Source organism: Hyphomicrobiales bacterium (genome assembly GCA_002869065.1).
Lineage (GTDB): Bacteria > Pseudomonadota > Alphaproteobacteria > Rhizobiales > Rhodobiaceae > Rhodobium.
This window is the reverse complement of sequence record PKTR01000002.1, coordinates 1,164,622-1,190,854: the sequence shown is the minus strand read 5'-3', so window position 1 is coordinate 1,190,854 and position 26,233 is coordinate 1,164,622. Positions and strand designations below refer to the sequence as shown.

General features: G+C 61.9%; 25 protein-coding genes. 9 read left to right on the top strand and 16 right to left on the bottom strand.

The genetic code is table 11. From position 1 onward, the window contains the following. Positions 1-2 precede the first annotated feature (2 nt). Together C0606_09185 and C0606_09180 are read right to left on the bottom strand one after the other, a co-directional pair. Positions 3-662: a hypothetical protein gene (locus tag C0606_09185; GenBank protein ID PLX38369.1), complete on the bottom strand. Its 660-nt coding sequence runs from the start codon at positions 660-662 to the stop codon at positions 3-5. A gap of 457 nt (positions 663-1,119) precedes the next feature. Further along, positions 1,120-2,688, bottom strand: a complete 1,569-nt coding sequence (locus tag C0606_09180; GenBank protein PLX38368.1) for a hypothetical protein — start codon at positions 2,686-2,688, stop codon at positions 1,120-1,122. Between the two features lie 330 nt (positions 2,689-3,018). On the opposite strand from C0606_09180, the gene pgsA reads away from it, so the two are divergent. The 3 genes from pgsA to C0606_09165 are packed head-to-tail and all read left to right on the top strand — an operon-like array spanning position 3,019 to position 4,336. Continuing rightward, positions 3,019-3,612, top strand: a complete 594-nt coding sequence (pgsA, locus tag C0606_09175) for a CDP-diacylglycerol--glycerol-3-phosphate 3-phosphatidyltransferase (protein ID PLX38367.1) — start codon at positions 3,019-3,021, stop codon at positions 3,610-3,612. Next, positions 3,609-3,860 (top strand): molybdopterin converting factor subunit 1, encoded by a 252-nt coding sequence (gene moaD / locus C0606_09170; GenBank protein PLX38366.1) that lies wholly within the window; start codon positions 3,609-3,611, stop codon positions 3,858-3,860. Before pgsA ends, moaD begins: the two co-directional genes overlap by 4 nt. A gap of 5 nt (positions 3,861-3,865) precedes the next feature. Then, the gene (locus C0606_09165) at positions 3,866-4,336 is read left to right on the top strand and encodes a molybdopterin synthase catalytic subunit (protein PLX38365.1); all 471 of its coding nucleotides are present in this window, start codon (positions 3,866-3,868) and stop codon (positions 4,334-4,336) included. Positions 4,337-4,348: 12 nt separating this feature from the next. Here C0606_09165 and C0606_09160 read toward each other — a convergent pair whose 3' ends face one another. Beyond that, the gene (locus tag C0606_09160; protein ID PLX38364.1) at positions 4,349-4,582 is read right to left on the bottom strand and encodes a hypothetical protein; all 234 of its coding nucleotides are present in this window, start codon (positions 4,580-4,582) and stop codon (positions 4,349-4,351) included. Positions 4,583-4,756: 174 nt separating this feature from the next. Between C0606_09160 and C0606_09155 the strand changes: the two genes are divergently transcribed. After that, entirely contained in the window at positions 4,757-5,095 is a 339-nt protein-coding gene (locus C0606_09155; protein PLX38773.1) for a sulfur relay protein DsrC, read from the top strand. A gap of 278 nt (positions 5,096-5,373) precedes the next feature. Here C0606_09155 and C0606_09150 read toward each other — a convergent pair whose 3' ends face one another. Together C0606_09150 and C0606_09145 are read right to left on the bottom strand one after the other, a co-directional pair. Beyond that, positions 5,374-5,880 carry a GNAT family N-acetyltransferase gene (locus C0606_09150; protein ID PLX38363.1) on the bottom strand — a complete coding sequence of 169 codons (507 nt, stop codon included), beginning with the start codon at positions 5,878-5,880 and terminating at the stop codon, positions 5,374-5,376. Positions 5,881-6,048: 168 nt separating this feature from the next. Continuing rightward, positions 6,049-6,852 (bottom strand): alpha/beta hydrolase, encoded by an 804-nt coding sequence (locus C0606_09145; GenBank protein PLX38362.1) that lies wholly within the window; start codon positions 6,850-6,852, stop codon positions 6,049-6,051. Positions 6,853-7,127: 275 nt separating this feature from the next. Here C0606_09145 and C0606_09140 point away from each other — a divergent pair, with 275 nt between their 5' ends. After that, entirely contained in the window at positions 7,128-7,739 is a 612-nt protein-coding gene (locus C0606_09140; GenBank protein ID PLX38772.1) for a L,D-transpeptidase, read from the top strand. Between the two features lie 85 nt (positions 7,740-7,824). On the opposite strand, the gene pobA is transcribed toward C0606_09140, so the two are convergent. From pobA to C0606_09115, 5 genes are all read right to left on the bottom strand, one after another. Then, positions 7,825-9,003, bottom strand: coding sequence for a 4-hydroxybenzoate 3-monooxygenase (gene pobA, locus C0606_09135; GenBank protein ID PLX38361.1), 1,179 nt, complete (start codon positions 9,001-9,003; stop codon positions 7,825-7,827). A 129-nt stretch (positions 9,004-9,132) separates the two neighbouring features. Further along, positions 9,133-10,290, bottom strand: coding sequence for a hypothetical protein (locus C0606_09130; GenBank protein ID PLX38360.1), 1,158 nt, complete (start codon positions 10,288-10,290; stop codon positions 9,133-9,135). Positions 10,291-10,371: 81 nt separating this feature from the next. After that, a complete protein-coding gene (locus C0606_09125; protein PLX38359.1) occupies positions 10,372-10,878 on the bottom strand; it encodes a hypothetical protein in 507 nt (168 codons plus the stop codon). 335 nt (positions 10,879-11,213) lie between these two features. Continuing rightward, positions 11,214-12,773, bottom strand: a complete 1,560-nt coding sequence (locus C0606_09120; protein ID PLX38358.1) for an alkaline phosphatase — start codon at positions 12,771-12,773, stop codon at positions 11,214-11,216. A 1,286-nt stretch (positions 12,774-14,059) separates the two neighbouring features. Then, positions 14,060-15,277, bottom strand: coding sequence for an argininosuccinate synthase (locus tag C0606_09115; protein PLX38357.1), 1,218 nt, complete (start codon positions 15,275-15,277; stop codon positions 14,060-14,062). Positions 15,278-15,463: 186 nt separating this feature from the next. Between C0606_09115 and C0606_09110 the strand changes: the two genes are divergently transcribed. After that, positions 15,464-16,069 carry a disulfide bond formation protein DsbA gene (locus C0606_09110; GenBank protein ID PLX38356.1) on the top strand — a complete coding sequence of 202 codons (606 nt, stop codon included), beginning with the start codon at positions 15,464-15,466 and terminating at the stop codon, positions 16,067-16,069. 121 nt (positions 16,070-16,190) lie between these two features. On the opposite strand, the gene C0606_09105 is transcribed toward C0606_09110, so the two are convergent. Beyond that, positions 16,191-16,634 carry a DUF4149 domain-containing protein gene (locus tag C0606_09105; protein ID PLX38355.1) on the bottom strand — a complete coding sequence of 148 codons (444 nt, stop codon included), beginning with the start codon at positions 16,632-16,634 and terminating at the stop codon, positions 16,191-16,193. 302 nt (positions 16,635-16,936) lie between these two features. Between C0606_09105 and C0606_09100 the strand changes: the two genes are divergently transcribed. Next, positions 16,937-17,578 (top strand): LysE family translocator, encoded by a 642-nt coding sequence (locus C0606_09100; protein PLX38354.1) that lies wholly within the window; start codon positions 16,937-16,939, stop codon positions 17,576-17,578. 94 nt (positions 17,579-17,672) lie between these two features. Here C0606_09100 and C0606_09095 read toward each other — a convergent pair whose 3' ends face one another. The 5 genes from C0606_09095 to C0606_09075 form a co-directional block, all read right to left on the bottom strand. Next, a complete protein-coding gene (locus tag C0606_09095; protein PLX38771.1) occupies positions 17,673-18,458 on the bottom strand; it encodes an ABC transporter ATP-binding protein in 786 nt (261 codons plus the stop codon). Positions 18,459-18,466: 8 nt separating this feature from the next. Beyond that, positions 18,467-19,222 carry an ABC transporter ATP-binding protein gene (locus C0606_09090; GenBank protein ID PLX38353.1) on the bottom strand — a complete coding sequence of 252 codons (756 nt, stop codon included), beginning with the start codon at positions 19,220-19,222 and terminating at the stop codon, positions 18,467-18,469. Positions 19,223-19,234: 12 nt separating this feature from the next. Continuing rightward, positions 19,235-20,380 (bottom strand): branched-chain amino acid ABC transporter permease, encoded by a 1,146-nt coding sequence (locus C0606_09085; GenBank protein ID PLX38352.1) that lies wholly within the window; start codon positions 20,378-20,380, stop codon positions 19,235-19,237. 4 nt (positions 20,381-20,384) lie between these two features. Next, positions 20,385-21,401: a branched-chain amino acid ABC transporter permease gene (locus C0606_09080; protein ID PLX38351.1), complete on the bottom strand. Its 1,017-nt coding sequence runs from the start codon at positions 21,399-21,401 to the stop codon at positions 20,385-20,387. Positions 21,402-21,488: 87 nt separating this feature from the next. After that, positions 21,489-22,841, bottom strand: coding sequence for a branched-chain amino acid ABC transporter substrate-binding protein (locus tag C0606_09075; protein ID PLX38350.1), 1,353 nt, complete (start codon positions 22,839-22,841; stop codon positions 21,489-21,491). A 547-nt stretch (positions 22,842-23,388) separates the two neighbouring features. Between C0606_09075 and C0606_09070 the strand changes: the two genes are divergently transcribed. Both C0606_09070 and cpaB read left to right on the top strand, forming a co-directional pair. Then, on the top strand, positions 23,389-25,095 hold the full coding sequence (locus tag C0606_09070) for a B12-binding domain-containing radical SAM protein (protein PLX38349.1): 1,707 nt from the start codon (positions 23,389-23,391) through the stop codon (positions 25,093-25,095). 300 nt (positions 25,096-25,395) lie between these two features. Next, positions 25,396-26,229 carry a Flp pilus assembly protein CpaB gene (gene cpaB, locus C0606_09065; protein ID PLX38348.1) on the top strand — a complete coding sequence of 278 codons (834 nt, stop codon included), beginning with the start codon at positions 25,396-25,398 and terminating at the stop codon, positions 26,227-26,229. Positions 26,230-26,233: the final 4 nt, after the last annotated feature.

Genomic DNA, 26,233 nt, shown 5'->3' with positions numbered 1-26,233 from the left:
AGTCAGGCATCGGCCGCGTGCCGGGCGAACCCGGCGCCCCGCGCATGGCCGATGGCGAAGCCGACCGCGAGCAGCATCGCAAGGATCAACCCGTAATCCTGCGGCACGCCGAAAAGCACCGCCGCACTGCCGCCGACCACGCCCCAGAGCGCCGGGATGATCAGCAGCCGGCGCGCGACGCGCCACGACCCCATCAGAAGCAGCCCGATCGAAAAAATCGTCGTCGGACAGGGAACGATGCCGAAGGTCGGGATGGCGGGGAAAGCCTGCCCGAAGACACGGCCCAGCAGCGGGTAGATCACGAGGGCATAGGCGACGAGCGCAAGGCCGATGATTGTTCGCGCATCCCGCGCCGGCGCGATCCGGAACCCCGGCGCGACGAACGGCACGGCTGCGAGCAGCAGGCCCTCAAGCACGAAGGCCGCGCCGAACACCCACGCCGCCGGCGTCACCGCCGTATAAAACGCCCAGTGGAAGCCGACGCCATTGACCAGCCACATGGCGGCAAGGATCGCGATAATGGCCGTCGTCGACCCGCGCGACGGGCGCAACAGCAAAGCCACTGCCAAAAGCCCGAGCCCGTAGGCCAGGATCGGCAACGGCCACACCGCATTATTCCAAGCGGTGAAAACCTCGAACAACTGCTCCTCGGTGAACGGCATGGCAGTCCCTCCGCATCGCACGACCGGCCTACGCCTGCGGCACCGCCGGCGCGTTGATGTGGGTCATGGGGTGGGCGAAGTAGTGGGGGTCTGGGAGCTACGGTGATCGGCGAGGGATGTCGACGACTATCGCCGAAGGATCCTACGGGCACATTCACGAGGTAAGGAGTAGGGAGCCTAGCGAGAACAACAGCTGGAACCGACCGCAGGCTCGGCGGCGGGATCGTCCTGCCATGTGACGATGCCGACGACGGCTATAACCCCATGTAGCCATGATTGCATGAACACCGGCTCGATGCAGGAGAGCAATGCCACTGCCCGTCCGTTCCGAACATCCAGGGTCAAACTGTTCCCATTTTTCTGCAACCATCCGCTCGATCGTAAAACAAGAAAAATACCCGACACTCCTAACCTGTTCCGGCAATTCGGATTTGTTTCCCGAGCACTTTTCTTTCGGTCAAGCCACCGCAACGGCATGCTGGGCTACGATCCAGCGTCCATTTTCGAATAGCAATCTCACATCACCAACATCGGCTTTTTCTCCGACGCAAGGATTAATCATTTGGAGGAAATCCTCCACCCTTTCACGTCTCGGTTCGCTTGTGAAAAGCAACGCCACGTCGTCGCCATTGTCAATCGTGGTCAGTATGAATTCGCGAAAAACCTCCGAAGGCCGAGTCTTGTCGTGGTAGGAGTGGCTCAACAACAGAAACGATTGCTCAGTCTCGTTAGGGTAGCCCGCTTGTTTCAGAACTCGATAGAAGTGTCCGTTGTTACCACCGTGATGGGCGACTTGAACCACATTAAGCGACTTCATCGCTGCCAGCAACTCTGGATAGTATTTCTTTCGATTGAGCGCGAAGTCGACACAACCGGCATCGCCTGAAACTAAGATTGACTGCTCAGCGAAGTGGAAACAACCGATATAACTTAGCTGATTGCTTGGGGTGATCGAGCGTAACTCACCCCGAAATGCCAATGCGAGCTTGCTGCTCTCAATGACCGGGAGCCGGTCTCGGTGCTTGCGCACCAGCGACTCCGACGGACCGAGCAACGTGAAGGTGAGGTCAGCGCCAACTGACTTGGCAAGGATGAAACGTCGCTTGTTTGCATCCCAACGATAGTTGCGCGGACTACCATTCCCAATGACTTCGCATCGGATTGGGATATTCCTTTTATCAAGCTCTCTCACTACCGCGTGCAGTGCGTTCGCATTGATGGCGTCTTTGGCGCTGTTCCGCCGGAGGCTGGCAAGTGAACGCGCCTGCGCCTTTGTTATCACAGGCACCTCACTCCGGTATGTATCCGCGAGCGACTCCAAGTACTTGGTCTCATCGCGGATCCTTAGCCAATACGGATAGTAGTCGTGTCTTAGTCGATCGCGAAATCTCTCTAACAGCTGATCCAGCTCCACGTCTGGCTCAATGCCGTGATCCCAGCCGTCGTTTGGAGTATCAGTAAGTTGCTGATGAAAAAATATGAGTAGTTCGTCTTTTTCGAGATTCTCTGCGACAATCTGATCCAAGTACCGTTTGGTCGATTCTAACGGTTCTACAAAGCTCTCGAACTTGAGAAGTGTATCGATTTCCTGCTTTTTGAAGTCAAGATACCGCCTCAACACATCGTCGCCACCCTCGCCGGAAAAGCGTTGCGCGAGCAATTCGCCTTTCCCAACGTTGGTGTTCACTGCAAACTGCTCACTGTCATCCGCAACCGGGGGCATCCACGCCTCACCGATCTCTATATTCTGGTCGGCAATGATTGGCACGAGACCGTTAAGATGATCTGCGTCGTAGTGAGTACCTATAACCAGATCGAGGCGGCCTGATCCGCCCGCGAGCAAAGGTCTAAGTTTGTTGAGCACATGCTCGGGTTTGTAACCGGACGCCTTGACTCCAGCATCTGCCAGCACTCGCACCGTACCCCCACTGGTTTCGAAACTGAGCAATAAAGCAGCGCCCAATTGCACTTCGAACATATCGATCTGAATCATCGACAATTTTGGCCTCTTCAGTTGGTGGTGCATGCATTTGCTTTGCCTACATAACGCGCGGGATCCTATTTCAGCCGTTCACACGCGAGCCTGCAGAGCAGTATACCCGCGCCTTTTTCATTTTTGAATTGTAGCGCCATCCACACAACAACCGTTGAAAAATCCGCCAAGCCACCCCCCCCCAAAAAAAAGGCATCCTGAAACGACCGTTCCGGCAAACCCTACCGCCTCCCCCACCCCCCGCGACGAAGGAACCAGCCCTCCTTCATTGACGCGTCGCATCAGGCGTGTTCAATGTCACGGCAGAGGCGCCGGCCCTGCAGGCGCCGCACCAGGGCAACCCGAGACGAAACGATTGGCCGCATGTCGCGGAAAATAATCCTCAGCCTGCCGAACATCCTGACCTACGGGCGCATTCTCGCGGTCCCGCTGGTCGTCGTGTGTTTCTTCGGCGAAGGTGGGTTTTCCGGCAGCAACGCCGCGCGCTGGCTCGCGTTCTCGATCTTCGCCGCCGCCTCGATCACCGATTTCTTCGACGGCTATCTGGCCCGCGCCTGGGGCCAGCAATCCTCGCTCGGGCGCATGCTCGACCCGATCGCCGACAAGCTGCTGGTCGCCGCCTGCCTGCTGCTCTTGGCCGCCGACGGCATCATCGCCGGCTGGTCGCTGTGGGCCGCCATCGTCATCCTGTGCCGCGAGATCCTCGTCTCGGGCCTGCGCGAATATCTCGCCGAGCTGAAGGTTTCGGTGCCCGTCACCTGGCTCGCCAAGTGGAAGACCACCGTGCAGATGTTCGCGCTCGGCTTCCTGCTGGTCGGCCCCGCCGGCGAACAGGTGCTGCCCGGCACGACGCTGATCGGCCTGACCCTGTTGTGGATTTCCGCGCTCCTCACCCTCTATACTGGCTACGATTATGTCCGCCATGGCATCGGCCATCTGATCGAGGAAGACGCGTGAAACTCATGTATTTCGCCTGGGTGCGGGAACGGATCGGCACCCCGGACGAGGACATCGATCCGCCAGCCAGCGTATCGACCGTCGGCGAGCTGATCGCCTGGCTGAAGACCCGCGGGCCGCAATTCGAACTCGCCTTTGCCCGCGACGATGTGATTCGCGTCGCCATGGACCGGGTTCATGTCGGCCGCGACACGCCGATCGCCAAGGCGCGCGAAATCGCCTTCTTCCCGCCGATGACCGGCGGCTGATCCAGATGACCACCTGCGTTCCGACGAAGATCGCCATTCAGGCCGAGCCCTTCGACAGCGAGGCCGAGATCGCCCGCATCGCCGGCGGCCGGGCCGATGTCGGCGCCGTCGTCACCTTCACCGGGCTGACCCGCGACGAGGACGGCAAGCTCTCCGCGCTCGAGCTGGAGCACTATCCCGGCATGGCGGAAGAAGAGATCGGCCGCGTCGCGGAAAAGGCGAACGAACGCTGGCCGCTGCAGGGCATCACCGTCATCCACCGCCACGGCAAACTCGCGCCCGGCGACCCGATCGTACTCGTGGTAACGGCTTCCGCGCACCGCGCGGCGGCCTTCGAAGCCGCTGAATTCCTTATGGATTACCTGAAGACCCGCGCACCCTTCTGGAAGAAGGAGCATCACCTCGACGGCACCGAGGGCGACTGGGTCGAGGCCAAGGACGCCGACGACAGCGCCGCCGCCCGCTGGGAAGCTTAGCTGGCTCCCGCGCTAATCCCGACCGTTCACAGCGCCGAAGGCCGGCGTTCGCTTCGCCGCGCCCGGCAGATCCCGCTCCAGGTCGAAATCGACCCCGCGCTCGGCGAGCCAGCTCGTGAACCGCGCTGTCTTGGCATCGAGCGAACAGGTCGGCGGCTGCGTGTCGAGCCAGGCCTGATGCTCCATCCTCAGCCGGGTCTGCGCCGCTTCATCGAGACTGTTCCACGCGATAACGTCGTCTTTCATGCCGGTTCGTTCCCCTGAAATGACGGCTGACCGCGTTTTGGGACTTGCCGCACATTAGAGTGTTACTAATATATGGAAAATTGAAACTCTGCATGACAGCCGGCGTTCGATCCGACGGCAAGCAACGCAAACCACCGGACGGTGGAACCGCCGACCGAACAGGGGGAAACCAAGATGGCAATTGACTTCAACGGCACCGAGATCGCAACCACCGCCTCCGGCTACCTGGAGAACCAGGACGACTGGAGCAAGGAACTGGCCGAGACCATGGCCGCCGCCGAGAACATCACGCTCGGCGAGCGTCACTGGGACCTGATCGAATATCTCCGCGACGAGTATTTCAACAACGGCCAGACCCATCCGAACACCCGCGCCATCGTCAAGGCAATGAGCGACAAGTGGGGCGAGAAGCTCGGCCAGAAGGACGTCTACGAGCTGTTCCCGCTCGATCCGTCGAAGCAGGGCGGCCGCATCGCGGGCCTGCCGGAAAGCCGGCGCAAGGGCGGTTACTGAGCATCGTGCAGCCAATTGTTCCAATTGGCGTCGACAAAGATGCGGCCAAAAAAGAGTAGAGCATTCTGACGATGCGAATTGCGCGCAGAATTCTGTAAGTCGCATTTGGCGCGGCGCCTGTCTGGCGCGGCAGCAACAACGAACAAAAACGGCCCGGAGATCGTCTCCGGGCCGTTTTCGTTTTCCGACGTCGGTTCCGGGCGATTTCTGAGGAAAGCGCCGTCTTTTTTTGCGCGTTCTCTTATCCAAAAAGTCTGTCGACTTTTTGGGGAAGCGCGTCAGTCCCAGCTGAACACGTTGAGGCGCATCACCACGCGGCCGATCAGTTCGTGCCGCTGGCCGACGATCGACCCGCCGAGCGCCTTGTAGAATGCGTTCGCCGGCTCGTTGGCTTCGAGCGCGCGCACCGCGAGCCCGGCATAGCGCAGCCGCTTCAGCTCACCGCGCGCCGCGTTGAACAGCGCCCGTCCGAACCCGAGCCCCTGATATTCCGGCCGCAGATAAAGCTCGTAGATCTCGCCTTCCTGCTCCGCCTCGCGCAGCCGGTTCGGCCCGAAGGTGACATAGCCGGCGATCTTGCCCGACATTTCGAGCACCATGGTGCAGCGACCCTTGGTCAGCACCGTCTTCCACCAGGCAGGCCCCCGCCGCGCGATCATCTTTTCCAGATGCGCACCCTCGATGACGCCGCGATAGGCGTAGCGCCACGACGCATCATGGGTGCGCGCGATCTCAACGGCGTCAGCCGGAGCGGCAAGTCGGATTGCGAGCGTCGTTTGGGTCATCGGCGTTCCGCGGCGATCTGGTGACAATTGCGACCGTGCGGGCAGGCGATCCCGCCGGTTAACAAAAGCCTAAGCCGGGAACCGACGGGCGAAAAGGGCCCTTCGCGAGTTTCTTAAAGAATCGTTAACGCCGATCCACAGCAAATCGAAGCCGAAGAGCCGCGCCGGTTATTCCCCCGCAGCGTTCTGCAGGATCAGCCCGGCGACCGCTTCCGGCACCTCGAGATGCGGCATGTGGCCGACCTCGTCGAAGATGTGCACCGCGACTTCGCCCGGCAGATGGTGCGCCTGGCGGGTCGGCAGCACGCGGTCCTGCGTTCCCCAGACAACCTTGACCGGACAGCCGAGCTTGGCGATGTCGCGCCGCGGCAGCACCTTCTGCACCTCGCCGTCGAGGATCTCCTCGACGATCATGCCGAAGCTTTCGGTCGCCTCCGGATCGGCGCGCTCTGCGACCATGTCCTCGATCAGCCCGTCGGGCAGCGGCCGCCGCCAGCCAAAAAATTGCTCCATCAGCAGCTTCAGCTCGCCAGCCTCACGCGCCACCGCATAGCGGCGCAGCAGGCGCTGGTTGATCTCCGCCCCGAAACCACCGGGGGCGAGCAGCGTCAGGCTCGCCATCCGCTCGGGCGCGCGCATGGCAACCAGCGCAGCCGTCGCACCACCCATCGAATGACCGACAAGATGCACCCGCTCGAGCCCGCGCTCGGAAAGCTCATTCAGAACTGCCTTCGCGGCAACGCCCGCATTGCCGGTCTGCGGCCACGGGCGCGAACCGCCATGGCCGGGAAGATCGAACGCGATCGTTGTGCGTTGACCGCCAATCACCCCACGCACCGTATCGTAGGTGCTGTGCTTGCCGGCAAAGCCGTGCAGAAACACGACCGGCGCCTTGTCGCGCCCCTCGCCCGTGGCCTCGCTGACAGATGCAAAAAGACGGGGCGCCACAGCGGCGTCGCTGGCAGAAGCCATGAAATTTTCCTCCCTGCGTCCGGCTGCACGGCAGATGCTGCAGCCGGAAAATGAAATCCGGTCGTCCGCGCGACCGGTTGAGCCGCACCAAAGCACGCCGCCTGCCGCGCCGCAACGCCTTCCCGGTGATCGCCGTCACAGTTTTCGCAGCCGCCCCGTGCGATCAGCATTCACACGGGATCGTGATTGTGGCAATCGTTGACCTGACCGGTCGATCACACACAATCGCACCGACTTGCACCTCATATCGCATGACGATCAGGGAGATTTTCGCAATGGGTCGTTTCTTCAAATACGTCCCGCTTCTCGGCGTGTTGATGGCCACGCTTTTGGCCGCGGCAGCGCCCGCCAGCGCCCAGGCACCGACCGAACGGGTCTTCGACCCGGTCACCCGCCAGTGGACCACCTACCGGATCTCGCCGCAGCAGGCCGGCAACATCGTGCGCCGCAAGTTCAAGCGCTCCGAGGTCTGGTACCGCAGCTCGGAAGCCCCGGGCACGGTGATTATCGATACCGACGACCGCTACCTCTACTATGTCGTCTCGCGCAACCGCGCCATCCGCTATGGCATCGGCGTCGGCCGCGAGGGCTTCTCGTGGTCGGGAGTGGAAAAGATCAGCCGCAAGAAGAAGTGGCCGGGCTGGACCCCGCCGCCGGAGATGCTGCAGCGCCAGCCGGACCTGCCGCGCTACATGCCCGGCGGTCCGAAGAACCCGCTCGGGGCCCGCGCGCTTTATCTCGGCTCGACGCTGTATCGCATCCACGGCACCAACGAAGCCTGGTCGATCGGTCAGGCCGTCTCGTCGGGTTGCATCCGCATGCTGAACGAAGACGTCACCGATCTGTTCGACCGGGTGAAGATCGGAACCAGGGTCGTGGTGCAGTAACAGCGCCGCTGAAATCAGACACAGCACATGCAAAGGGGGCCGCGAGGCCCCCTTTTTCGTTTCGCAATCGAACGGACCCGTCAGCTCAATAAGGCAGACCGACATAATTCTCGGCCAGCGCCGTCATCGCCGCGCGCGACGAGAACAGATATTCGAGTTCGGCCTGCTGGACCCGGGCGGCAAACGCGCCATCGTCGGGGAAGCTGTGCAACAGCATGGTCATCGACCAGGAGAACCGCTCCGCCTTCCAGACCCGCGCCAGCGCCTTCTGCGAATAGGTGTCGAGCCCCTTGTCGTCGCCATCGCGGTAATGCGCGATCAGCCCGCGCGACAGATAGTAGATATCGGAGGCCGCGGAGTTCAGCCCCTTGGCGCCCGTCGGCGGCACGATATGCGCCGCATCGCCGGCGAGGAACAGACGGCCATAGCGCATCGGCTCGGCAACGAAGGAGCGCAACGGCGCGATCGACTTCTCGATCGACGGCCCGGTGACAAGGGTGTCCGCCGTCTCTTCCGGCAACCGCCGCTTCAACTCATCCCAGAACCGGTCGTCCGACCACTCCTCGACCGTATCGGTCTGCGGCACCTGCACGTAATAGCGGCTCAGCATCCGCGACCTGAGCGAGCACAGCGAAAAGCCGCGCTTGTGGTACCCATAGATCAGTTCCTCGGCGACCGGCGGCGTCTCCGACAAAATGCCGAGCCAGCCGAACGGATAGATCTTCTCATAGGTCTTCAGAACGTCCTGCGGGATCGAGTTGCGGCTGACACCGTGGAACCCGTCGCAACCGGCGATGTAATCGCAGTCGAGGCGATGCTCGACACCGTCCTTGCGGTAGGTGAGGTAGGGGCTGTCACTGGCGATATCGTGCGGCGTGACGTTTTCCGCCCCGGTGATCACCACACCGCCCATCGCGTCGCGCGCATCGAACAGATCGCGCGTCACCTCGGTCTGGCCATAGACCATCACCGTGTCGCCGCCCGTCAGCTCTTTCAGATCGATGCGGTGGATGCCGCCATTGAAGGCGATCGTCACGCCCTCATGGATTTCGCCCTCGGCATCCATGCGCTCGGCAACGCCGCCCTCGCGCATCAGATTGACGAACCCGGTCTCCAGCACGCCGGCCCGGATGCGCCCGAGCACGTAGTCGCGACTGCGGCGTTCCAGAACGACGGTGTCGATGCCGGCCTTGTGCAGAAGCTGCGCCAGCAACAGGCCGGACGGCCCGGCGCCGATAATCCCCACCTGGGTCCGTGTACTCATGGTCTGATCCTCGAAAAGAAGCGAAAGGCGCCGCCAGCAATACAAGCCGTAGCGGGCGGCGCAAGGGCGACGTCATTCAAAACGCGTCACCGGCTATTGGAACTGTGTTTGCGCCCGCAGGCCGATAGGTTATCGCCGCACCATGCTGGCGAACAGGATGTTCAGATCCCCGCCCGGCGAGAAATTCTCGGCCTCGTGCACGAAGGTTGTCGGCCCGGTCTTGCGGATGCCGTCTATGCACAGCGACACCAGATCGTCCGGATTCCCCTTGTCGATGGTCAGCCGGAACTTGCCGATCGGGCCGAGCCAGTTGTTCGCCGTGACCAGAACGTAGCGCAGCTCGTAGCCCATCAGATAGCCGTGCTCGCTGGAGCCGGCCCGGCGCTCGACCCCGCGCACAAACCCCTTGTCGATGCAGAATTCCTTGCCGTAGGACGGCGTGCGCGCCTGATCCGGCCCGAGGAAGAACACCGACGGCACCGGCCGATAGCGATGCTCGACCTCGATCGTCGCACCGGCCGGGAAGGTCTGATGCCAGTAGAAGCTGACACGGGCGCGCCAATGCGGATTGGCGAGCGGCTTCTCGCCGGCGCCGAACGTCGTCGACCAGTCGATCAGCCCGTTTTCGTCGAGCTCGGCCCGCGCCGCTGCCGGCAGATTGTTGAGCCGCTGGAACAGTGCATCGGTGAGATCGGGATCGCCGGTGAACAGCGTGACCGGAATATCGTGGCGAGCGAGAATGTCGGTGACGTCGACGCCGAACCGCGTTGCCCGCGCCTCCACCGAGACCGGCACCGGCTCGCCGTTCACCGCGACCGTGAAGCCGATGAAGTTGATCGGGTCGGTCGGTTCCACGCTGTAGGAGACATCGTCGCCGATGACGAGTTCCGGCATCGGAAAGGCGACCAGCGTCGAGACGTCCTTGTCGGTGACGTTCTCGAAGCGGTAGCGGACCCGAACCTCGTCGCGGCTGAGATAGAGATCTTCTTCCGCAATGCGGATCGCGGTGGTGTTGGCGTAGACGAGGCCGCCGAGTTCAAGCCGTGCGGTGGAATCGTTGGCGACGGCCCCACCGGTGCCGGCAACGATTCCGGCGACCGCGGCAACCGCCAGTGAAAGCCCATGGAAACGGAAATTGCCAAGCATCATGACCAGCCCTCCCGGCAGCAATCGGTGGCGTCGAATAACGCGCTTTCCCGAAAAGTTGACAGACTTTTCGGACAAGAAAACGCGTGAAACCAACCAGATAATGCATGTTGCGCGTTTCTTGTGAAACGCAACATGCATTAGATGCCCCCACCAGACACGCGGCAACCCCCGGCGCGCATCGGCACCGGGCAATCGCCGTCATGCGGGGAAGGCTGAAGTCTATTGCACGCGGATGGCTGTAATGAGGCGCGCGATCTCTTCGCCCGGCATCACCAGCCGGTCGTTGTCGCGATTGCAGTCATTGTTGGCGGGATCGCCGTCGGCGCCCACTTCAGGACCGTAGATGACGCTGCATTCGAACGTTGTCGTCGCCGCGTTCGCGACATCCCAGTTCTCGACCTTGCCGGTCAGCTTCAGCGTCTCGCCCTTTTCCATGTCGGCAAAGGGACGATAACGCAGCCGCATCGGATCCTCGCCCGCCGGCTTCTGATAGATGTGCAGCGCCTGTTTGTGGCGGTCGGAGACGAAATCGGCCGAGCCGGAATTCTCGAAGCTGCAGACGATGTCGAAATTCCACGTGCCATTGGCACCGGCGGTCACCTCTGCGACCGAAAACGCCGTTGCGGCGATGTCCGGTCCGTTGCAGGTCTCAGCCGCAACCGCGCCCCCTGCGGACAGGCCGAAGATCGCCCCCGTCACCGCGGCTGCAAAGACAAAACGGGCCATGAGTCGTTCCCTCATTGAATATTTATGTCCGGTCTTGGGTTTCCTCCGCCGAAACGGCAAAGTCCCCCTCTTGTTGTTCCCTCGAATATGCCGCCGAAATGCCTGCGAACGAAGGTTAAAGGAACGAATATTTCGCGCCTAATCGCCGCACAGGCAAAGCCATTGGCGAAAACACGATAGCAAGGCAAAGGCATTCGTCAATATTGGCGTTGTGAAGAACGCCTGCCAAAAAGGCAATCGCCTGATACGGCCAAGAAAAAGGGGCGCCAGTGGCGCCCCTCCCGTTCGTTTGCGGCAGCGGGAATGACCCCGCCCGCTTTGCCGATTCCCGACCGTCAGGCCTTTTCGGGCTGCAGCGTGGTCGAATAGAGCACCGCGTCGGCCATGTCGCGCAGCTCGACCGTCATCGCTTCGCTCTCGCCGTCGATGATCACCTTGCCAAAGAACTGCAGACCGTCCGACGGCGGCAGGTTGACGCCCTGCTCCTTGGTCGGCGCCTTCTCGTACATGACCTGAATGCCGAAGGTGTTGTCCTTGCCGTTCGGGCCGAAGGTGCCGGCGTGCAGCGGGCCGGAGACGAACTCCCAGAACGGCGCGAAGTCCTGGAACTGCGCCTTCGCCGGGTCGTAGTAATGCGCGGCGGTGTAGTGCACGTCGGCCGTGAACCACACGGTGTTCTTGATATCCGCGTCCTTGATGAACTTCAGCAGATCGGCGAATTCGAGTTCGCGGCCGGCGGCCTTGCCGTCGCCATTCGCCATGTTCTCGAAATTGTCGCCATCGCCGACGACGAGGCCGATCGGCATATCGGAGGCCATGATCTTCCAGGTCGCCTTCGATTCCTTCAGCGCCTTTTTCAGCCAAGCCACCTGCTCGTTGCCGAGGAACGACACCGGGCTGGCGTCCTGGTTCTTCGAGTTGGCGTTGCGATAGGTCCGCATGTCGAGGAAGAAGATGTCGATCATCGGGCCGTAGGAGACCTTGCGATAGACGCGGCCCGGCTCGGCGATGTTCGGACGGATCGGCGTCATCTCGAGGAAGGCGCGGTTGGAACGGGCCGCCAGCAGCGAGGCCGACTTGACCTTGTAGCGATCGTCGCCGTCGAGCATCTCGCCCGGATACCAGTTGTTGAGCACCTCGTGGTCGTCCCACTGATAGAACACCGGCACGGCGGCGTTGAACGCCTTCACATGCTCGTCGAGCATGTTGTACTTCCAGTTGCCGCGGAATTCGGTGAGCGTCTCGGCGACCTTGGACTTCTCCTCGGTCGTGACGTTCTTCCAGATCTCGCCGTTCGGCATCTTCTTTTCCGACGAGATCGGGCCGTCGCAATAGACGGTGTCGCCGGAATGGATGAAGAAGTCGAAGTCATGCGCCTGCATGGTCTTGTAGGTCTGCATGCCGCCGCGGTCGAGGTCGATGCCCCAGCCCTGACCGGCGGTATCGCCCGACCAGCCGAAGGTCACGGTCTTCTTCTCGGTCGACGGGGTGCGCAGATGGCCGACCATCGCCTCGCCCTCGCTGCCCGGCATCGACAGGTCTTCGAAGCGGACGCGGTAGTAAACGTCGGAACCCATCGGCAGATCGGTGAGTTCCAGCTTGCCGGCAAGATCGGTCGCCTCACTGACGTCGAGATGCGGCAGCATCCGGGCGTCGGTGAAGTCCGGGTTGGTGGCAATCTCGGTCAGCATGCGGGCTTCGCGGTCGGCGCGGGCCCAGATGATCGCCCGGTTGCCCGAGACGTCGCCGGACTGCAGCCCGTGCGTGATCATCGGACGGTCGGCAGCGCGCGACAGGTTCGGCATGAACAGCGAACCGCCGGTGGCGACGAGGCCGGTCGCGGCGGTGGAGGCGAGGAAATGACGGCGATTGATGCCGGTAAGCTTAGTGGCCATCGGGATGTCCTTTATCGAGGAAAAACGATGGCGGCACTCTGCCCGCGCTTCATGTCACGCGGTTTGCGCTTTTCTGACGGACCGATGGCCGTTGGGTGACGGTTGGGTGAAGGGAGAGGTCGAGAGCCGTCAAGAATCCTTCACGGTCTATTTTTCATCGAAATTCCTGAGCCCATCTCCATCAGAGTTGATCAATCAAAAGGAAAAACAAACTGCTTTGGCAACCGCACCAACTCACTGCAATTTAATAAAATTCCCGGATTTGGCTTCGAGAAGCCCTGGCCCATATGAAGGGTGGACATCGAAAGAAAACTCGGGTTCTTCCGGCAAAGAAAACCCCGCCGAGCTCAGCGTTTGCCTAATGGCAGCGGGATCAGCTTTCCACCGAGTTTCAAATTCTTCAAGGGCGATCAGAACACGATCAGCCTCGCGCGTCGCCAAGGCAGTCGTGCCAGATGCCACCATACCACCCGCGGGCATAATTGCTTTTCCATCGACCATATGCGCGGTGTTAATCCCTGCGTTTCTCAATTGTCGATGCTCCTCCTCATCAACATCGTGACTCAAGCCAACAACGCCACGGAGCTCATGAAAGCACCCAGAATCGGGAAACTCCCGCACCAACACCTCCAAGAGGTGCTTAGAAGTCCAATTGTTATGCTCAACAATATCAACAAGATAGGCATCATTTCTCTGGAATATACCAAAAAGAAGCGGACCCGTTCGGCTCACAAAACCATCATCTTCAATTTCGGTTGAAAGATGAAGGTGGTGCATACCCCAATCATTGAGCATCAAATCGAGGTCACGTCGTCTACCAAAATTGATATTTGATTGTGGAAATTGAGCTGCAATACGAACGCCACGACTAAGATACTTCGTTAGAGAAGAACCAGTCTTAATATCATTTACAATCTGTTCCACTTGTTCATCGAATTGGCGGAAGAGCGGATTTGATTGAAGGGCGTTGGACAAATGTACTTCGCGAAGCGTCGGGCTGATATGACGGCTTGCCCAATTGATATAAGTTACCAACAGGCTATGCGCATCTTTTCCGCGAAGGAAAGAAAGTAACTCGTGGTCCGAAGATTCAACAGGTAGATTTGCCAGAACCCATTCGCGAACACTCTGATGCAGGTTCATCGGGTCACCCTCCCTGAAATACGACCAGTGAATGTATTTGTATACGCCCTCCCCGAAAAATTGAACCGCCCAAACAAAACGCCGCGCCCGAACAGAATGTTCGAACGCGGCGCGAATTCGTGCAGGCGAATTGCCTAGAAAGCTCAGCCGTTGCGGCGCTTGGCCAGCGTGCGCAGACGCAGCGCGTTGAGGCGTATGAAGCCTTCCGCGTCCTTCTGGTCGTAGGCGCCCTTGTCGTCCTCGAAGGTGACGAGGTCGTCGGAATAGAGCGATTTCGGGCTCTCGCGACCAACGACGATGACGTTGCCCTTGTAGAGCTTGAGGCGGACCTTGCCTTCGACGTGTTCCTGGCTCTTGTCGACCAGCGCCTGCAGCATCTCGCGTTCCGGCGCGAACCAGAAGCCGTAATAGACGAGCTCGGCGTAGCGCGGCATGAGTTGGTCTTTCAGGTGCATCGCCTCGCGGTCGAGGGTGAGCGATTCCATCGCCCGGTGCGCGGCCAGGAGAATCGTGCCGCCCGGCGTCTCGTAAATGCCGCGGCTCTTCATGCCGACGAAGCGGTTCTCCACGAGGTCGACGCGGCCGATGCCGTTGTCGCGGCCGAGATCGTTGAGCTGGGCGAGCAGGGTCGCCGGCGACATGGCGACACCATTGAGGGCAATCGCGTCGCCCTTCTCGAACTCGATCTCGATATAGGTCGGCTTGTCGGGGGCTTCCGTCGGATCGACCGAGCGGGTGAAGACGTAGTGCGGCGGCTCCTCCCACGGATCCTCAAGCACCTTGCCTTCCGACGAGGAGTGCAGAAGGTTGGCGTCGATGGAGAACGGCGCCTCGCCGCGCTTGTCCTTCGGCACCGGGATCTGATGCTGTTCGGCGAACTCGATCAGATCGGTGCGGCTGGTGAATTCCCATTCGCGCCACGGCGCGATGATCTTGATGTCCGGGTTCAGCGCATAGGCGCCGAGCTCGAAGCGCACCTGGTCGTTGCCCTTGCCCGTCGCGCCATGCGAGATCGCGTCGGCGCCGGTCTCGGCGGCGATCTCGATCAGGCGCTTGGCGATCAGCGGCCGCGCGATCGAGGTGCCGAGCAGGTAGACGCCCTCATAGAGCGCGTTGGCGCGCATCATCGGATAGACGTAGTCGGCGACGAATTCCTCGCGCAGATCCTCGATGTAGATCTCCTTGATCCCCATCATCTCGGCCTTTTCGCGCGCCGGATCGAGTTCCTCGCCCTGACCGAGATCGGCGGTGAACGTCACCACCTCGCAGCCATAGGTCACTTTCAGCCATTTCAGGATGATCGAGGTGTCGAGGCCGCCCGAATAGGCCAGAACCACTTTCTTGATGTCGCCAGAGGCCATTGTCTTTGTCCGATTGCTTGAAGTCCGGAAGGGATTTTCGGCACTTTATCCAGAGTCTCGGCGGGCGCAAGCCCGGGGCTTGCCGAAACCGGCAAAACACCCCGCTTCGCGGCCGCAAAGCCGTCTCGCCACGGCGCTTGCGTTCCGATACGCTGGCAAAAACGCGGTGACAGGGAGCGAACGGACATGGCGCAGATCGAATTCTGGTACGAGTTCGCCTCGACCTATTCCTACCTGACCGCGATGCGCATCGAGGCCGCCGCCGAGGAAGCCGGCGTCGAGGTGGTCTGGCGGCCCTTCCTGCTCGGCCCGATCTTCCATGCGCAAGGGTGGGACTCCTCGCCGTTCAACATCTACCCGGAAAAGGGCCGCTACATGTGGCGCGACATGGAGCGCCAGTGCACGGCGCTCGACCTGCCGCTGACCCGCCCCGATCCGTTCCCACAAAACGGCTTGCTCGCCGCCCGCATCGCCCAGATCGGCCTTGCCGACGGCTGGGGCGTGGCGTTTTCGAAAAGTGTCTATGCGAGCGAGTTCGGCGCCGGCCGCGATATTTCCGACGCCCATGTGCTCGGCGCCCTGATCGAGGGGCTGAACCTTGGCCTCGATGCCGCCGAGACCATCGAGCGCGCCGGCAGCGCCGAGAACAAGCTGGCGCTGCGCACCGCCACCGAAGAGGCGCAGGAGCGTGGCATCTTCGGCGCGCCGACCTTCGTCACCGCCGATGGCGAACTGTTCTGGGGCAACGACCGGCTCGAGATCGCGTTGCACTGGGCAACGACCTACGGATAGCGCATATTCCCGAACCGAAGGTCCGCATCTGCGAAAAGTGGGAACCGGTTTTCGGATAAGAATATGCGTAAAAACAACCAGCTAAAGTATGTCGCGCGTTCTTTAAGAAACGCAACTTGCTTTACCCGATCAGCACCACGACAGCACCGATGATCATGACCAGCTGCAGCAGATTGGCGCGGACGCTGAGCTTGTGCAGCCGCGTGAAGCCGGCCTGCGCCTCCTCGTCGCCCGCATCCGCCTTCTGCCGCAGCCGGTCGATGCGCGGCAAAAGGCCCTGACGCAGCCACAGGAAGCCGACGGCGGAAAGAAACAAAAGCACGGTCGCAAAGCGCGACGCGGGAACCGCCGCGAGCGCGCCGAGCACGGCAGACGCCCCCGCCGTCAGGTAGTATTGCGGAAACAGCGCCCGCATCATCCGCCCGGCTTCGGTTCGCTCGAAGACGCGGAACGCGGTCGGCGCCACCACCGCGCCGAAGAACAGCATGATGCCGAGCGTGAAGGCGGCGAGAACGAGCGCGATATCGGCGCTTACGATGGTCAAAAGAGCCGTGTCGGCGAACATGCGGTTACCTCGGGTTTGCTAGGCGCGGAAGCCGGCGCGGCGGCCAGTCTCGGGAGTTCCTGCGCGACGATCAGTTCAGTGGGAAATAGGGCGCGGCGCAAGCAAGCGTTACCCCTCGCCTTCGCCTTCATTGATGCATGCGACCCGACGTCGCTGCCGCACATGGACGGCATGGCCGCTCGCACTTCGCTGCGGCGCTTGGCCTTTTCGCCCGCGCAACCGCGTTCTGCTATAGGAGTTGGGCAGCGCGGCGCCGACTTCGTTCCGCGCGCTGCAATCCGTTGTCTCCTGGATGCCCGAACATGACCTTCGTGCCCGAACTGCCCGCCCTTCTGACCTTCACGCTCGCCGTCGTGGTGCTCGCCGTCACGCCGGGGCCGGACATGACGTTCTTTCTCGCCAAGGCCGTTTCGGGCGGCCGCCGCGCCGGCCTTGCCGCCATGGGCGGAGCACTGACCGGGCTGTTCCTGCACACGGCCGCTGCCGCCGTCGGCCTGTCGGCACTGCTCGCCGCCTCGCCCGGCGCCTTCAACGTGCTGAAGGTGATCGGTTCGCTCTACCTGCTGTGGCTCGCCATCTCGGTACTGCGCTCCGGCTCGGGGCTGAAACTCGACGAGGAAAACCGCAAGCCGGAATCGCTGAAGCGCATCTATCTTGCCGGCCTCGGCATCAACATCCTCAACCCGAAGATCATCCTGTTCTTCGTGACCTTCCTGCCGCAATTCGTCTCGCCGGGCGATCCGAACGCCGATGCCAAGCTCGCCTTCCTCGGCGTCTGGTTCATCGTCACCGCGTTGCCGATCGTCACGGCGCTGGTGCTGTTCGTCGACCGGATCGCGCTGCATCTGGCCAAGAACCCGCGCGCCATGCGCCTGCTCGATTATCTGTTCGCCGGCGTCATGGGCGGCTTCGCGTTGAAACTGGCACTCGCCCGAGCCGGATAAATATTACCGCGCACAAAACAAAACCCCGGCGCGGACAATCCACGCCGGGGTTTCGTTGGTCCTGTGGGGGACGGAGAACTCCCGTCCCGAAAACTCAGATAGCGAGGTACTGCTGACGCAGGTCGGCGTTGTCGAGCACTTCCTGCGCCGTGCCGTCGAACACCACCTGACCCATGTCGAGGATCACCGCGCGGTCGGCAAGGTGCAGCGCCGCGATCGCGTTCTGCTCGACCAGCACCGTCGTCATGCCGAGTTCCTTGACGCTTTCCAGGATGCGCTCGATCTCCTTCACGATCACCGGCGCAAGGCCTTCATAGGGCTCGTCGAGCAACAGCAGCTTGACGTCGCGGGCAAGCGCGCGGGCCACCGCCAGCATTTGCTGTTCGCCGCCCGACATGGTGATCGCTTCCTGCTTGCGGCGTTCGCCGAGACGCGGGAAGGATTCGTAGATGCGGTCGAACGTCCAGCCATGCGGCTCGGCGATCTGTGCCAGCTTGAGGTTTTCCTCAACCGTCAGGCCGGCGATGATACGGCGGTCCTCCGGCACCAGCGCCACGCCGTTGCGCGCCGCTTCGTGCGACTTCATTTCGTGCAGCGGCTTGTGGTCGAGCCAGATTTCGCCGTGCGTCAGATGCGGGTCGTCGAGCCGCGCAATCGAGCGCAGCGTCGAGGTCTTGCCCGCGCCGTTGCGGCCGAGCAGCGCGACGATCTCGCCCTCGCGGATGTCGAAGCTGACGTCCTGCACGATGTAGCTTTCGCCGTAATAGGCGTGCAGGCTCCAGGCCGAGAAGAACGCCGGCTGGCCGCCGACGCCGCGAACCGGCTGCATGCCCGGCGCTGCCGGACGATCCTTGAGCTGGTCTTCGCCCAGCAGAGTCACTTTCTCGGTCATAGATGCGCTCCTCCGAGATAGGCTTCCTGGACCCGCGGGTCGCCTTTGATGTTTTCCGGCTTGTCCTCGACGATCACCGTGCCCTGTGCGAGCACGCTGATCCGGTCGGCCAGCGAGAACACCACATGCATGTCGTGTTCGATGACGATCTTGGTGATGCCGCGCTCGCCGATCTTCTTGAGAAGATCGATGGTGTTGTTGGTGTCGGCCCGCGACATACCCGCCGTCGGCTCGTCGAGCAGCAGCAGTTTCGGATGCTGCACCAGACACATCGCCAGTTCGAGACGGCGCTTGTCGCCGCGCGACATGGAACCGGCGTGGTCGTTGCGCTTGTCGGCCAGGCCGACATCTTCCAGCATGTGCATCGCCTTGTCGCGAACCTCGGCCTCGCTGGTGATACGCGGCCAGGCATTGACCCGGAACGCACCGTCACGCTTGGCGAAGGTCGGGATCATCATGTTCTCGAACAAGGTCAGATCGCCGAAGATCTCCGGCGTCTGGAACACCCGCACCACGCCGAGCTGGTTGATCTCGTGCGGCTGGATGCCGAGCAGCGACGAGCCGGCGAACATGACGCTGCCGGTGTCGGGATGCAAACGCCCGACAAAGCAGTTCAGCAGCGTCGACTTGCCAGCGCCGTTCGGCCCGATGATGGCGTGAACGGTGCCTTCCTCGACGTTCAGATTGACATCGGTGAGCGCTTTCAGGCCGGCGAAGGACTTGTTGACGCCCTTGACTTCAAGAAGTGCCATGGACGGGTTCCCCTATTCTGCAGCCTGCGCCGACGGCGAAGCGCCGCCGTCGCTCGATGACGTCTTGGAGCGGCGGAAGATGCCGGCAATGCGCCGGAACCCTTCCATCAGACCGCCCGGCAGGAAGATGACGATCAGCATGAACAGCGCGCCGAGCGTCAGGTGCCAGCCCTCGCCGACGAACAGGCTGAGGACCTTTACCACCGGTCCCTCGATCCAGTCCGGCAGGAAGGCGAAGAAGCCGTGCAGCGTGCCTTCGTTGAACGACGAGAAGATGTTTTCGAAGTACTTGATGAGCCCCGCGCCGAGCACCGGACCGAGCAGCGTGCCGGCACCGCCGAGAATGGTCATCAGCACCACCTCGCCCGACGCCGTCCACTGCATGCGCTCCGCACCGGCAAGCGGGTCGGTGACGGCCAGCAGAGCGCCGGCGAGACCCGCATACATGCCGGAGATGACGAAGGCCGACAGCGTGTAGGGCCGCGCGTTGACACCGGTATAGATCAGCCGGTTCTGGTTCGACTTCACCGCCTTGAGCATCAGCCCGAACGGCGAATGGTAGATCCGCAGCGAGATGAAGAAGCCGATGATCATCAGCACGGCGCAGAAATAGAAGCCGGAATAGCCGATCATCTCGATACCGAAGAAGTCCGCCGCCGGGATCGAGGCGATATCCGGCTTGGCATCGAGGATCCGCGGATCGTCGAGCGCGAGCTGCAGACCGGTTTCACCGTTGGTGATCGGGGTCAGCACCGAATAGGCCATGTTGTACGACATCTGCGCGAAGGCGAGCGTCAGGATCGAGAAGTAGATACCCGTCCGGCGCAGGCTGACATAGCCGATGATCAGCGCGAAGATGCCCGACACGATGACGGCGAACAGGATCGCCGGGATGACGTTCATGGTCAAAAGCTTGAACGCCCACACCGCGGTATAGGAGCCGACGCCGAGGAACGCCGCGTGACCGAACGACAGGTAGCCGGTCAGGCCGAACAGGATGTTGAAGCCGATCGCGAAGATGCCGAAGATGGCGAACTTCTGCAAAAGGTCGGGATAGCCGGCACCGATCGGCGCCAGCCAGATCGGCATCGTCAGGACGGCGGCCGCAAAAATCGCGACGCTGATCCAGTCCTTGGTCGAAGAGTATTTCTCGATCATCGGATCAGTCCTCCATCACGCCCTTGCGGCCCATCAAGCCCCGCGGACGGGTCAGAAGGATGACGACGGCGACCAGGTAGATGATGATCTGGTCGATGCCGGGCAGGATGTTTTTGATTTCATTCATGGATGCGAAAGATTGCAGGATGCCGAGCAGGAAGCCCGCGGCAACCGCGCCGCCGAGCGAGCCCATGCCGCCGACGACCACCACGACGAAGGACAGCACCAGGAAGTCCATGCCCATGTGATAGTCGGGTGGCAGGATCGGCGTGTACATCGCACCCGCAAGACCCGCCGCCACCGCGGCAAGGCCGAAGACGATGGTGAAGCGGCGGTCGATGTCGATGCCCAGAAGGCCGACGGTCTCACGATCGCGCATGCCCGCGCGCACCACCATGCCGAAGGTGGTCAGCTGCAGGAAGGCAAACACGCCGGCGATGATCGCCGCCGAAAAACCGAGATAGACCAGACGCCACCACGGATAGACCACGTTGCCGGCAAGGCCGAGCCAGGCACCGATGTCGGCGCTGCCGGCGACCGCCTCGGGGGCTGCCTGCGGGATCGGGTTGGCGCCGAAGAAATGCTTGACGATTTCCTGCAGAACGATCGCCAGGCCGAAGGTGACCAGGATCTGTTCCGCGTGCGGACGCTTGTAGAAATGCTTGATCAGGCCGCGCTCGAAGACGATGCCGACCAGCAGCATGACCGGGATGGTGAGCAAGATCGACAACGGCACCGACAGGTCGATGAGCGTCTTGCCGAAGTCGCCGAACCAGATTTCCAGGTAGGGCTGCTCCTTGAAGGCATCGAAAAAGGTGATGCTCTCGTCCTTCACCTGCTTCGAGAAGGTGAGGATTTCACGCATCGAGACCGCGCAGAACGCGCCGAGCATGAACAGGGCGCCATGCGCGAAATTGACGACACCGAGCGTACCGAACACAAGCGTGAGACCGAGCGCGATCAGCGCATAGGCACCGCCTTTGTCGAGCCCGTTGAGGATCTGCAGAAGAATAGCGTCCATCTTTACGGAAACCGGGTTGGAGCCAGGGAAATTGAGCAGACAAAAGCCGGCGGGATTTGATACCCGCCGGCTTCTGCGTTTCGTCGATTAGACTTCGTAGGGGCCGAGCTCGCCACCGAAGATCTTCCAGTCGTACTCGACCTGCGAGCGCGGGACGATCTGCTGGACCTTGAGAAGGTCGAACTGCGAGGTCGGGTTCTCGTTACCACGCACGACCAGAACGTCCTTGAAGCACTGGTGGTCTTCGGCACGATACAGCGTCGGGCCGTTGCCCATGCCGTCGAACTCGAAGCCTTCGAGCGCCTTGATGACTTCCGGCGGATAGAACGTGCCGGCCTGCTCGCAGGCGTTGGCATAGAGCAGCGTCTGGACGTAGCAGGTGTGAGCGGCCTGCGACGGCGGGAAGCCGTATTCCTGACCGAACGACTTGACGAAAGCCTGCGAGCCATCGTCCTGCATCGACCAGTTCCAGTTGGTGGTGCCCAGAATGCCCTTGATCGCGTCGCCGGCGCCCTGCGCCATCAGGCGCGAGAACAGCGGAACGACGATCTCGAAGTTCTTGCCGTTGGCCTGCTTCTCACGCAGGCCGAACTGAACCGCCTGGGTCAAGGAGTTGATCATGTCCTTGCCGTAGTGGTTCAGGATCAGCACGTCGGCGCCCGAGTTCAGAACCGGGGTGATGTACTGCGAGAAGTCGCCGGCGCCGAGCGGCGTGCGGACCGCCTGGACGGTCTCCCAGCCGAGCGCTTCGGTGGCGTTCTTGATCGACTCTTCCTGGGTCCAGCCCCAGGTGTAGTCGGCGGTCAGGTGATAGGCGCGACGATCCTTGCCGTATTCCTCGGCCAGCACCGGGCCGAGAGCGGCACCCGACATGTAGGCGTTGAAGAAGTGACGGAAGCCGTAACGCTTCTTGTCCTTGCGGGTGGTGTCGTTCGAGTGCGTCAGGCCGCACATGAAGACGACGCCCATTTCCTGCGCAAGCGACTGCACGGCAACCGCCACGCCCGACGACGAACCGCCGGAGAACATGATGACGCCGTCCTTTTCGATCATGCGCTTGGCCGAAGCACGCGCCGCGTCGGACTTGGTCTGCGTGTCGCCGGTGACGTACTCGACCTTCTTGCCCAGAATGCCGTTACCCTTCAGGGACAGCGGCTTCATGGTGTTCAGCATGCCGCCGTCGCCTTCACCATTAAGGTGCTTGACGGCGAGCTGGAACGCGCGCAGTTCGTCCGCGCCTTCGTCGGCGTAGGCGCCGGTCTGCGGCACGTTGAAGCCGAGCTTCACCGAGGCGGCATCGCCCGGATTGTTGCGGAAGTCCTGTGCCCACGCACCGCGGACAAACACCGTCGGCGTGCCGATCATGGCCAGCGCGCCAGCGCCCGCACCGGTGCGAAGAATGCTCCGACGGGACGTCGGTGTCTTGAGAAACTTGCTCATGTTTCCTCCCAAAGCCGTGTTTCACGGTCGATTGAATACCAAACGCCCGGCATCGCCCTCTTTTGCCGATGCGGGCATGGTGCCGGAATGCTAAGGAAGACATTCCCCTAAGATCAATTGAACTTTCGGACATCGTTCAAAAAAAACCTGCGACGAATGCCCGCGCCAGATCATGATGCACTGCAAAAAAAATCGAAATACTTACAGCCGGCAAATGTCTCTTTTGCCCAGTAGTCCAAGCGGTTTTGGTTCTTTTTCGCAGATGGCGATAAACTCCTGACTGGGCCGGACAAACCTTGCTTATTGTGCTTTGCACCAAATCTTCCGCAAAGACCCGCGGCCTGCCCGCGCCGCGACAGACCCTGCCGCCACCCCGGGCGGGACTGGCGAACGCACGGTCGAGTCCCTATAGTCAGGCCTACCGTTCGGTCCTGAAGCCGCCGTCTCGGGGGACGCAAAGGCAACGTGCCGGCACGGATTGCGACAACTGCACCGTTTGGAACCTGTTCGTTAAACGGATCGGCCTGACCCGATAGAAGGACGCACCATGCCCGACACCGATATTTCTGCCCCCGGTCCTGTCACCGCCCGCCCCGCGACACCCGAGGCCATTTCTGCCGGGCCCTGCAAGGTCCTGTTCGTTCATCCCCAGTTCCATGCCGGATCCTTCTGGAACTACCGTGAGGTCTGCGAGTTCGTCGGCGCCAAATATCCGGCCCCGCCGCTCGGCCTCATCACGGTCGCCGCGATGCTGCCGAAAACCTGGGAATCCCGCCTCGTCGATCGCAATGTCGGCGAACTGACCGACGACGACATCGCCTGGGCCGACCTCATCATGACCGGCGGCATGCTGCCGCAACAGATGGACGCGCTGAACGTGATTCGCTGGGCCCATCGGCTCGGCAAGCCGGTCGCTGTCGGCGGCCCGGATCCGACCTCGATCCCGGGGCATTACGAGGAAGCCGATTTCAAGGTGCTCGGCGAGGCCGAGGGCATCCTCGACGAATTCATCGCCGCCTGGGAGCGCGGTGAACGCTCCGGCACCTTCACCGCGCCGAAATACACCATCGACGTGACGCAGACGCCGGTGCCGCGCTTCGACCTGCTCGAACTCGACAAATACGTCCACGTCAATGTCCAGTTCTCGCGCGGCTGCCCGTTCACCTGCGAGTTCTGCGACATCATTGAACTCTACGGTCGCGTTCCGCGCACCAAGACCATCGACCAGATGCTCAACGAACTCGACGCGCTTCGCGACATCGGCTATCGCGGCCATGTCGACTTCGTCGACGACAATCTGATCGGCAACAAGAAGGCGGTCAAAGCCTTCATGCCGCATCTCATCGACTGGCAGAACCGCAACAAGTACCCGTTCGTGTTCTCGACCGAGGCCTCGCTCAACCTGTCCGACGACGAGGCGCTGCTGGCGCAGCTCTCCGAGGCCAACTTCTTCCTCATGTTCATCGGCATCGAGAGCCCGAACGAGGAAGTGCTTAAGTCGACCCGCAAGAAGCAGAACACCCGCCGCTCGATCGCCGACAGCGTGCACAAGTTCTACGCCGCCGGCATCGGTGTGCTCGCCGGCTTCATTGTCGGCTTCGATGAAGAGGGTGAGGGGACCGCGGAAGCGATCATCGAGCTGATCGAGGACTCCGCCATTCCCGTCGCCATGGTCGGCCTGCTCTATGCCCTGCCCAACACCCAGTTGACGCGCCGGCTGGAGCGCGAGGGCCGCATGTTCCCCGACCAGTACATCGTCGAGGAAGAGGATCCCGCCGACCAGTGCGTCGCCGGCCTCAACTTCCACACCAAGCGGCCGCGTCAGGATGTGCTGTCGGACTACCGCGAGGTGGTCAGCACCGTGTATCGGCCGGAGAACTTCTTCCGCCGGGTACGCCGCGCCAGCCGGATGATGAAGATGGGCGGCCGCAACGGCGACATGCACATGTCGATGGCAGCGAAGGACCTGTCGCACTTCGCCAGGCTCGCCTTCAACATCACGCTGCGCAAGACCCGCTTCGCGCCATATTTCTGGCAGACCCTCCTCTACATCCTGTTCACCAATCCCCGCGCGCTGGTCCCGACCATCAATCTGATGGCGCTCTACGTCCATCTCGGCCCCTTCGCCAGCTATGTCACCCGCGAGATCGACGACCAGATCCAGGCGGTCAAATCCGGCGAATGGCAGCCGCCGGTCGCTGAAACCGAACCGGCGGAAGCCCAGGCGGGCGTTCCGGTCGGGGCTCGGGCCTGAACGAAATCGAACGGCAATCACCGCGCCTTTTCAGCCGCGCCGCACCCCTGCGGCGCGGTTTCGTTTTGCTGCCTAACGGCTCGTAAACGATGTTCCCGTGAAGCTTTTTCACGATGCCCGTCCATTCGTTTAAAATTTTAACATTCTCAACTTGAACAAGCGTCGTTAATTGCCGTTAACCCAAACTTATCTCACTGAAATTTCGTAAGGAATTCATAATAAACCAAGCTCAGTCTCGCCGCTGCATCCAAGACCATCCGTTAACGCCGAAGGTGCCTCGTGCGAAAGAACACAATCATAATGCTCGGCCTTGCCGTCGTTTCCGGCGCCCTTGCCGTGCTCGGCGCCGACAGCTGGCTGTCGAGCCGTGCCGAATACCAACGCGCATCGATGGTGATCGACACCGCGCCGCTGACAACCCGGACAATCGTTGTCGCCAAGACGCCCCTGCGCTTCGGCAATGAACTCTCCGCCCACGCGCTGCGCGAGATCCCCTGGCCGACCTCCGCCCTGCCGGCGGGCTCCTTCGCCACCATCGAAGAGCTGATGACCGGCGGCAAACGTGTCGTGCTCGCGGCAATCGAGCCGAACGAGCCGGTGCTGGCGCCCAAGCTGACCAATTCCGGCGAACGCGCCACGTTGTCCGCCCTCATCGACCAGCTCAAGCGCGCCATCACCATCCGCGTCGACGACGTCATCGGCGTTGCCGGCTTCGTGCTGCCCGGCGACCGGGTCGACGTGCTGCTGACCCGCCAGGACCGCACCGGCGCCGCCGCCGCCGACGTCATCCTGCAAAGCAAGCGCGTGCTGGCCGTCGACCAGTTGGCCGACGAACGCTCCACCGGCACCGCGCTGGTCAAGGCCGTGACGCTTGAGGTCGACCCGTTCGAAGCCCAGAAGACCGCGCTTGCCGGCACGATCGGTTCGCTGTCGCTGCTGCTGCGCCCCGAAGGCGAAGGCAAGCAGGCCCCCGTTCGCACCGCAACCCTTGCCGACCTGTCGTCCGCGGCCGCCCCGATCCAGGTTTCCGACGAAGGCGCCGAAGACGCCCCGGTCGGGACCGGATCCCGCCTCGCCACGGTGTTTGTCACCGGCGCCGAAGGCCGCAAGGAATTCCAGGTTCCGGTCGAATAACGCC

What these genes read in the sequence shown, in the direction of transcription:
- C0606_09185 (PLX38369.1), bottom strand. Translation starts at nt 662, where the DNA reads ATGCCGTTCACCGAGGAGCAGTTGTTCGAGGTTTTCACCGCTTGGAAT.
- C0606_09180 (PLX38368.1), bottom strand. Translation starts at nt 2,688, where the DNA reads ATGCACCACCAACTGAAGAGGCCAAAATTGTCGATGATTCAGATCGAT.
- pgsA (PLX38367.1), top strand. Translation starts at nt 3,019, where the DNA reads ATGTCGCGGAAAATAATCCTCAGCCTGCCGAACATCCTGACCTACGGG.
- C0606_09165 (PLX38365.1), top strand. Translation starts at nt 3,866, where the DNA reads ATGACCACCTGCGTTCCGACGAAGATCGCCATTCAGGCCGAGCCCTTC.
- C0606_09160 (PLX38364.1), bottom strand. Translation starts at nt 4,582, where the DNA reads ATGAAAGACGACGTTATCGCGTGGAACAGTCTCGATGAAGCGGCGCAG.
- C0606_09155 (PLX38773.1), top strand. Translation starts at nt 4,757, where the DNA reads ATGGCAATTGACTTCAACGGCACCGAGATCGCAACCACCGCCTCCGGC.
- C0606_09150 (PLX38363.1), bottom strand. Translation starts at nt 5,880, where the DNA reads ATGACCCAAACGACGCTCGCAATCCGACTTGCCGCTCCGGCTGACGCC.
- C0606_09145 (PLX38362.1), bottom strand. Translation starts at nt 6,852, where the DNA reads ATGGCTTCTGCCAGCGACGCCGCTGTGGCGCCCCGTCTTTTTGCATCT.
- C0606_09140 (PLX38772.1), top strand. Translation starts at nt 7,128, where the DNA reads ATGGGTCGTTTCTTCAAATACGTCCCGCTTCTCGGCGTGTTGATGGCC.
- pobA (PLX38361.1), bottom strand. Translation starts at nt 9,003, where the DNA reads ATGAGTACACGGACCCAGGTGGGGATTATCGGCGCCGGGCCGTCCGGC.
- C0606_09130 (PLX38360.1), bottom strand. Translation starts at nt 10,290, where the DNA reads ATGCATGTTGCGTTTCACAAGAAACGCGCAACATGCATTATCTGGTTG.
- C0606_09125 (PLX38359.1), bottom strand. Translation starts at nt 10,878, where the DNA reads ATGGCCCGTTTTGTCTTTGCAGCCGCGGTGACGGGGGCGATCTTCGGC.
- C0606_09120 (PLX38358.1), bottom strand. Translation starts at nt 12,773, where the DNA reads ATGGCCACTAAGCTTACCGGCATCAATCGCCGTCATTTCCTCGCCTCC.
- C0606_09115 (PLX38357.1), bottom strand. Translation starts at nt 15,277, where the DNA reads ATGGCCTCTGGCGACATCAAGAAAGTGGTTCTGGCCTATTCGGGCGGC.
- C0606_09110 (PLX38356.1), top strand. Translation starts at nt 15,464, where the DNA reads ATGGCGCAGATCGAATTCTGGTACGAGTTCGCCTCGACCTATTCCTAC.
- C0606_09105 (PLX38355.1), bottom strand. Translation starts at nt 16,634, where the DNA reads ATGTTCGCCGACACGGCTCTTTTGACCATCGTAAGCGCCGATATCGCG.
- C0606_09100 (PLX38354.1), top strand. Translation starts at nt 16,937, where the DNA reads ATGACCTTCGTGCCCGAACTGCCCGCCCTTCTGACCTTCACGCTCGCC.
- C0606_09090 (PLX38353.1), bottom strand. Translation starts at nt 19,222, where the DNA reads ATGGCACTTCTTGAAGTCAAGGGCGTCAACAAGTCCTTCGCCGGCCTG.
- C0606_09085 (PLX38352.1), bottom strand. Translation starts at nt 20,380, where the DNA reads ATGATCGAGAAATACTCTTCGACCAAGGACTGGATCAGCGTCGCGATT.
- C0606_09080 (PLX38351.1), bottom strand. Translation starts at nt 21,401, where the DNA reads ATGGACGCTATTCTTCTGCAGATCCTCAACGGGCTCGACAAAGGCGGT.
- C0606_09075 (PLX38350.1), bottom strand. Translation starts at nt 22,841, where the DNA reads ATGAGCAAGTTTCTCAAGACACCGACGTCCCGTCGGAGCATTCTTCGC.
- C0606_09070 (PLX38349.1), top strand. Translation starts at nt 23,389, where the DNA reads ATGCCCGACACCGATATTTCTGCCCCCGGTCCTGTCACCGCCCGCCCC.
- cpaB (PLX38348.1), top strand. Translation starts at nt 25,396, where the DNA reads ATGCTCGGCCTTGCCGTCGTTTCCGGCGCCCTTGCCGTGCTCGGCGCC.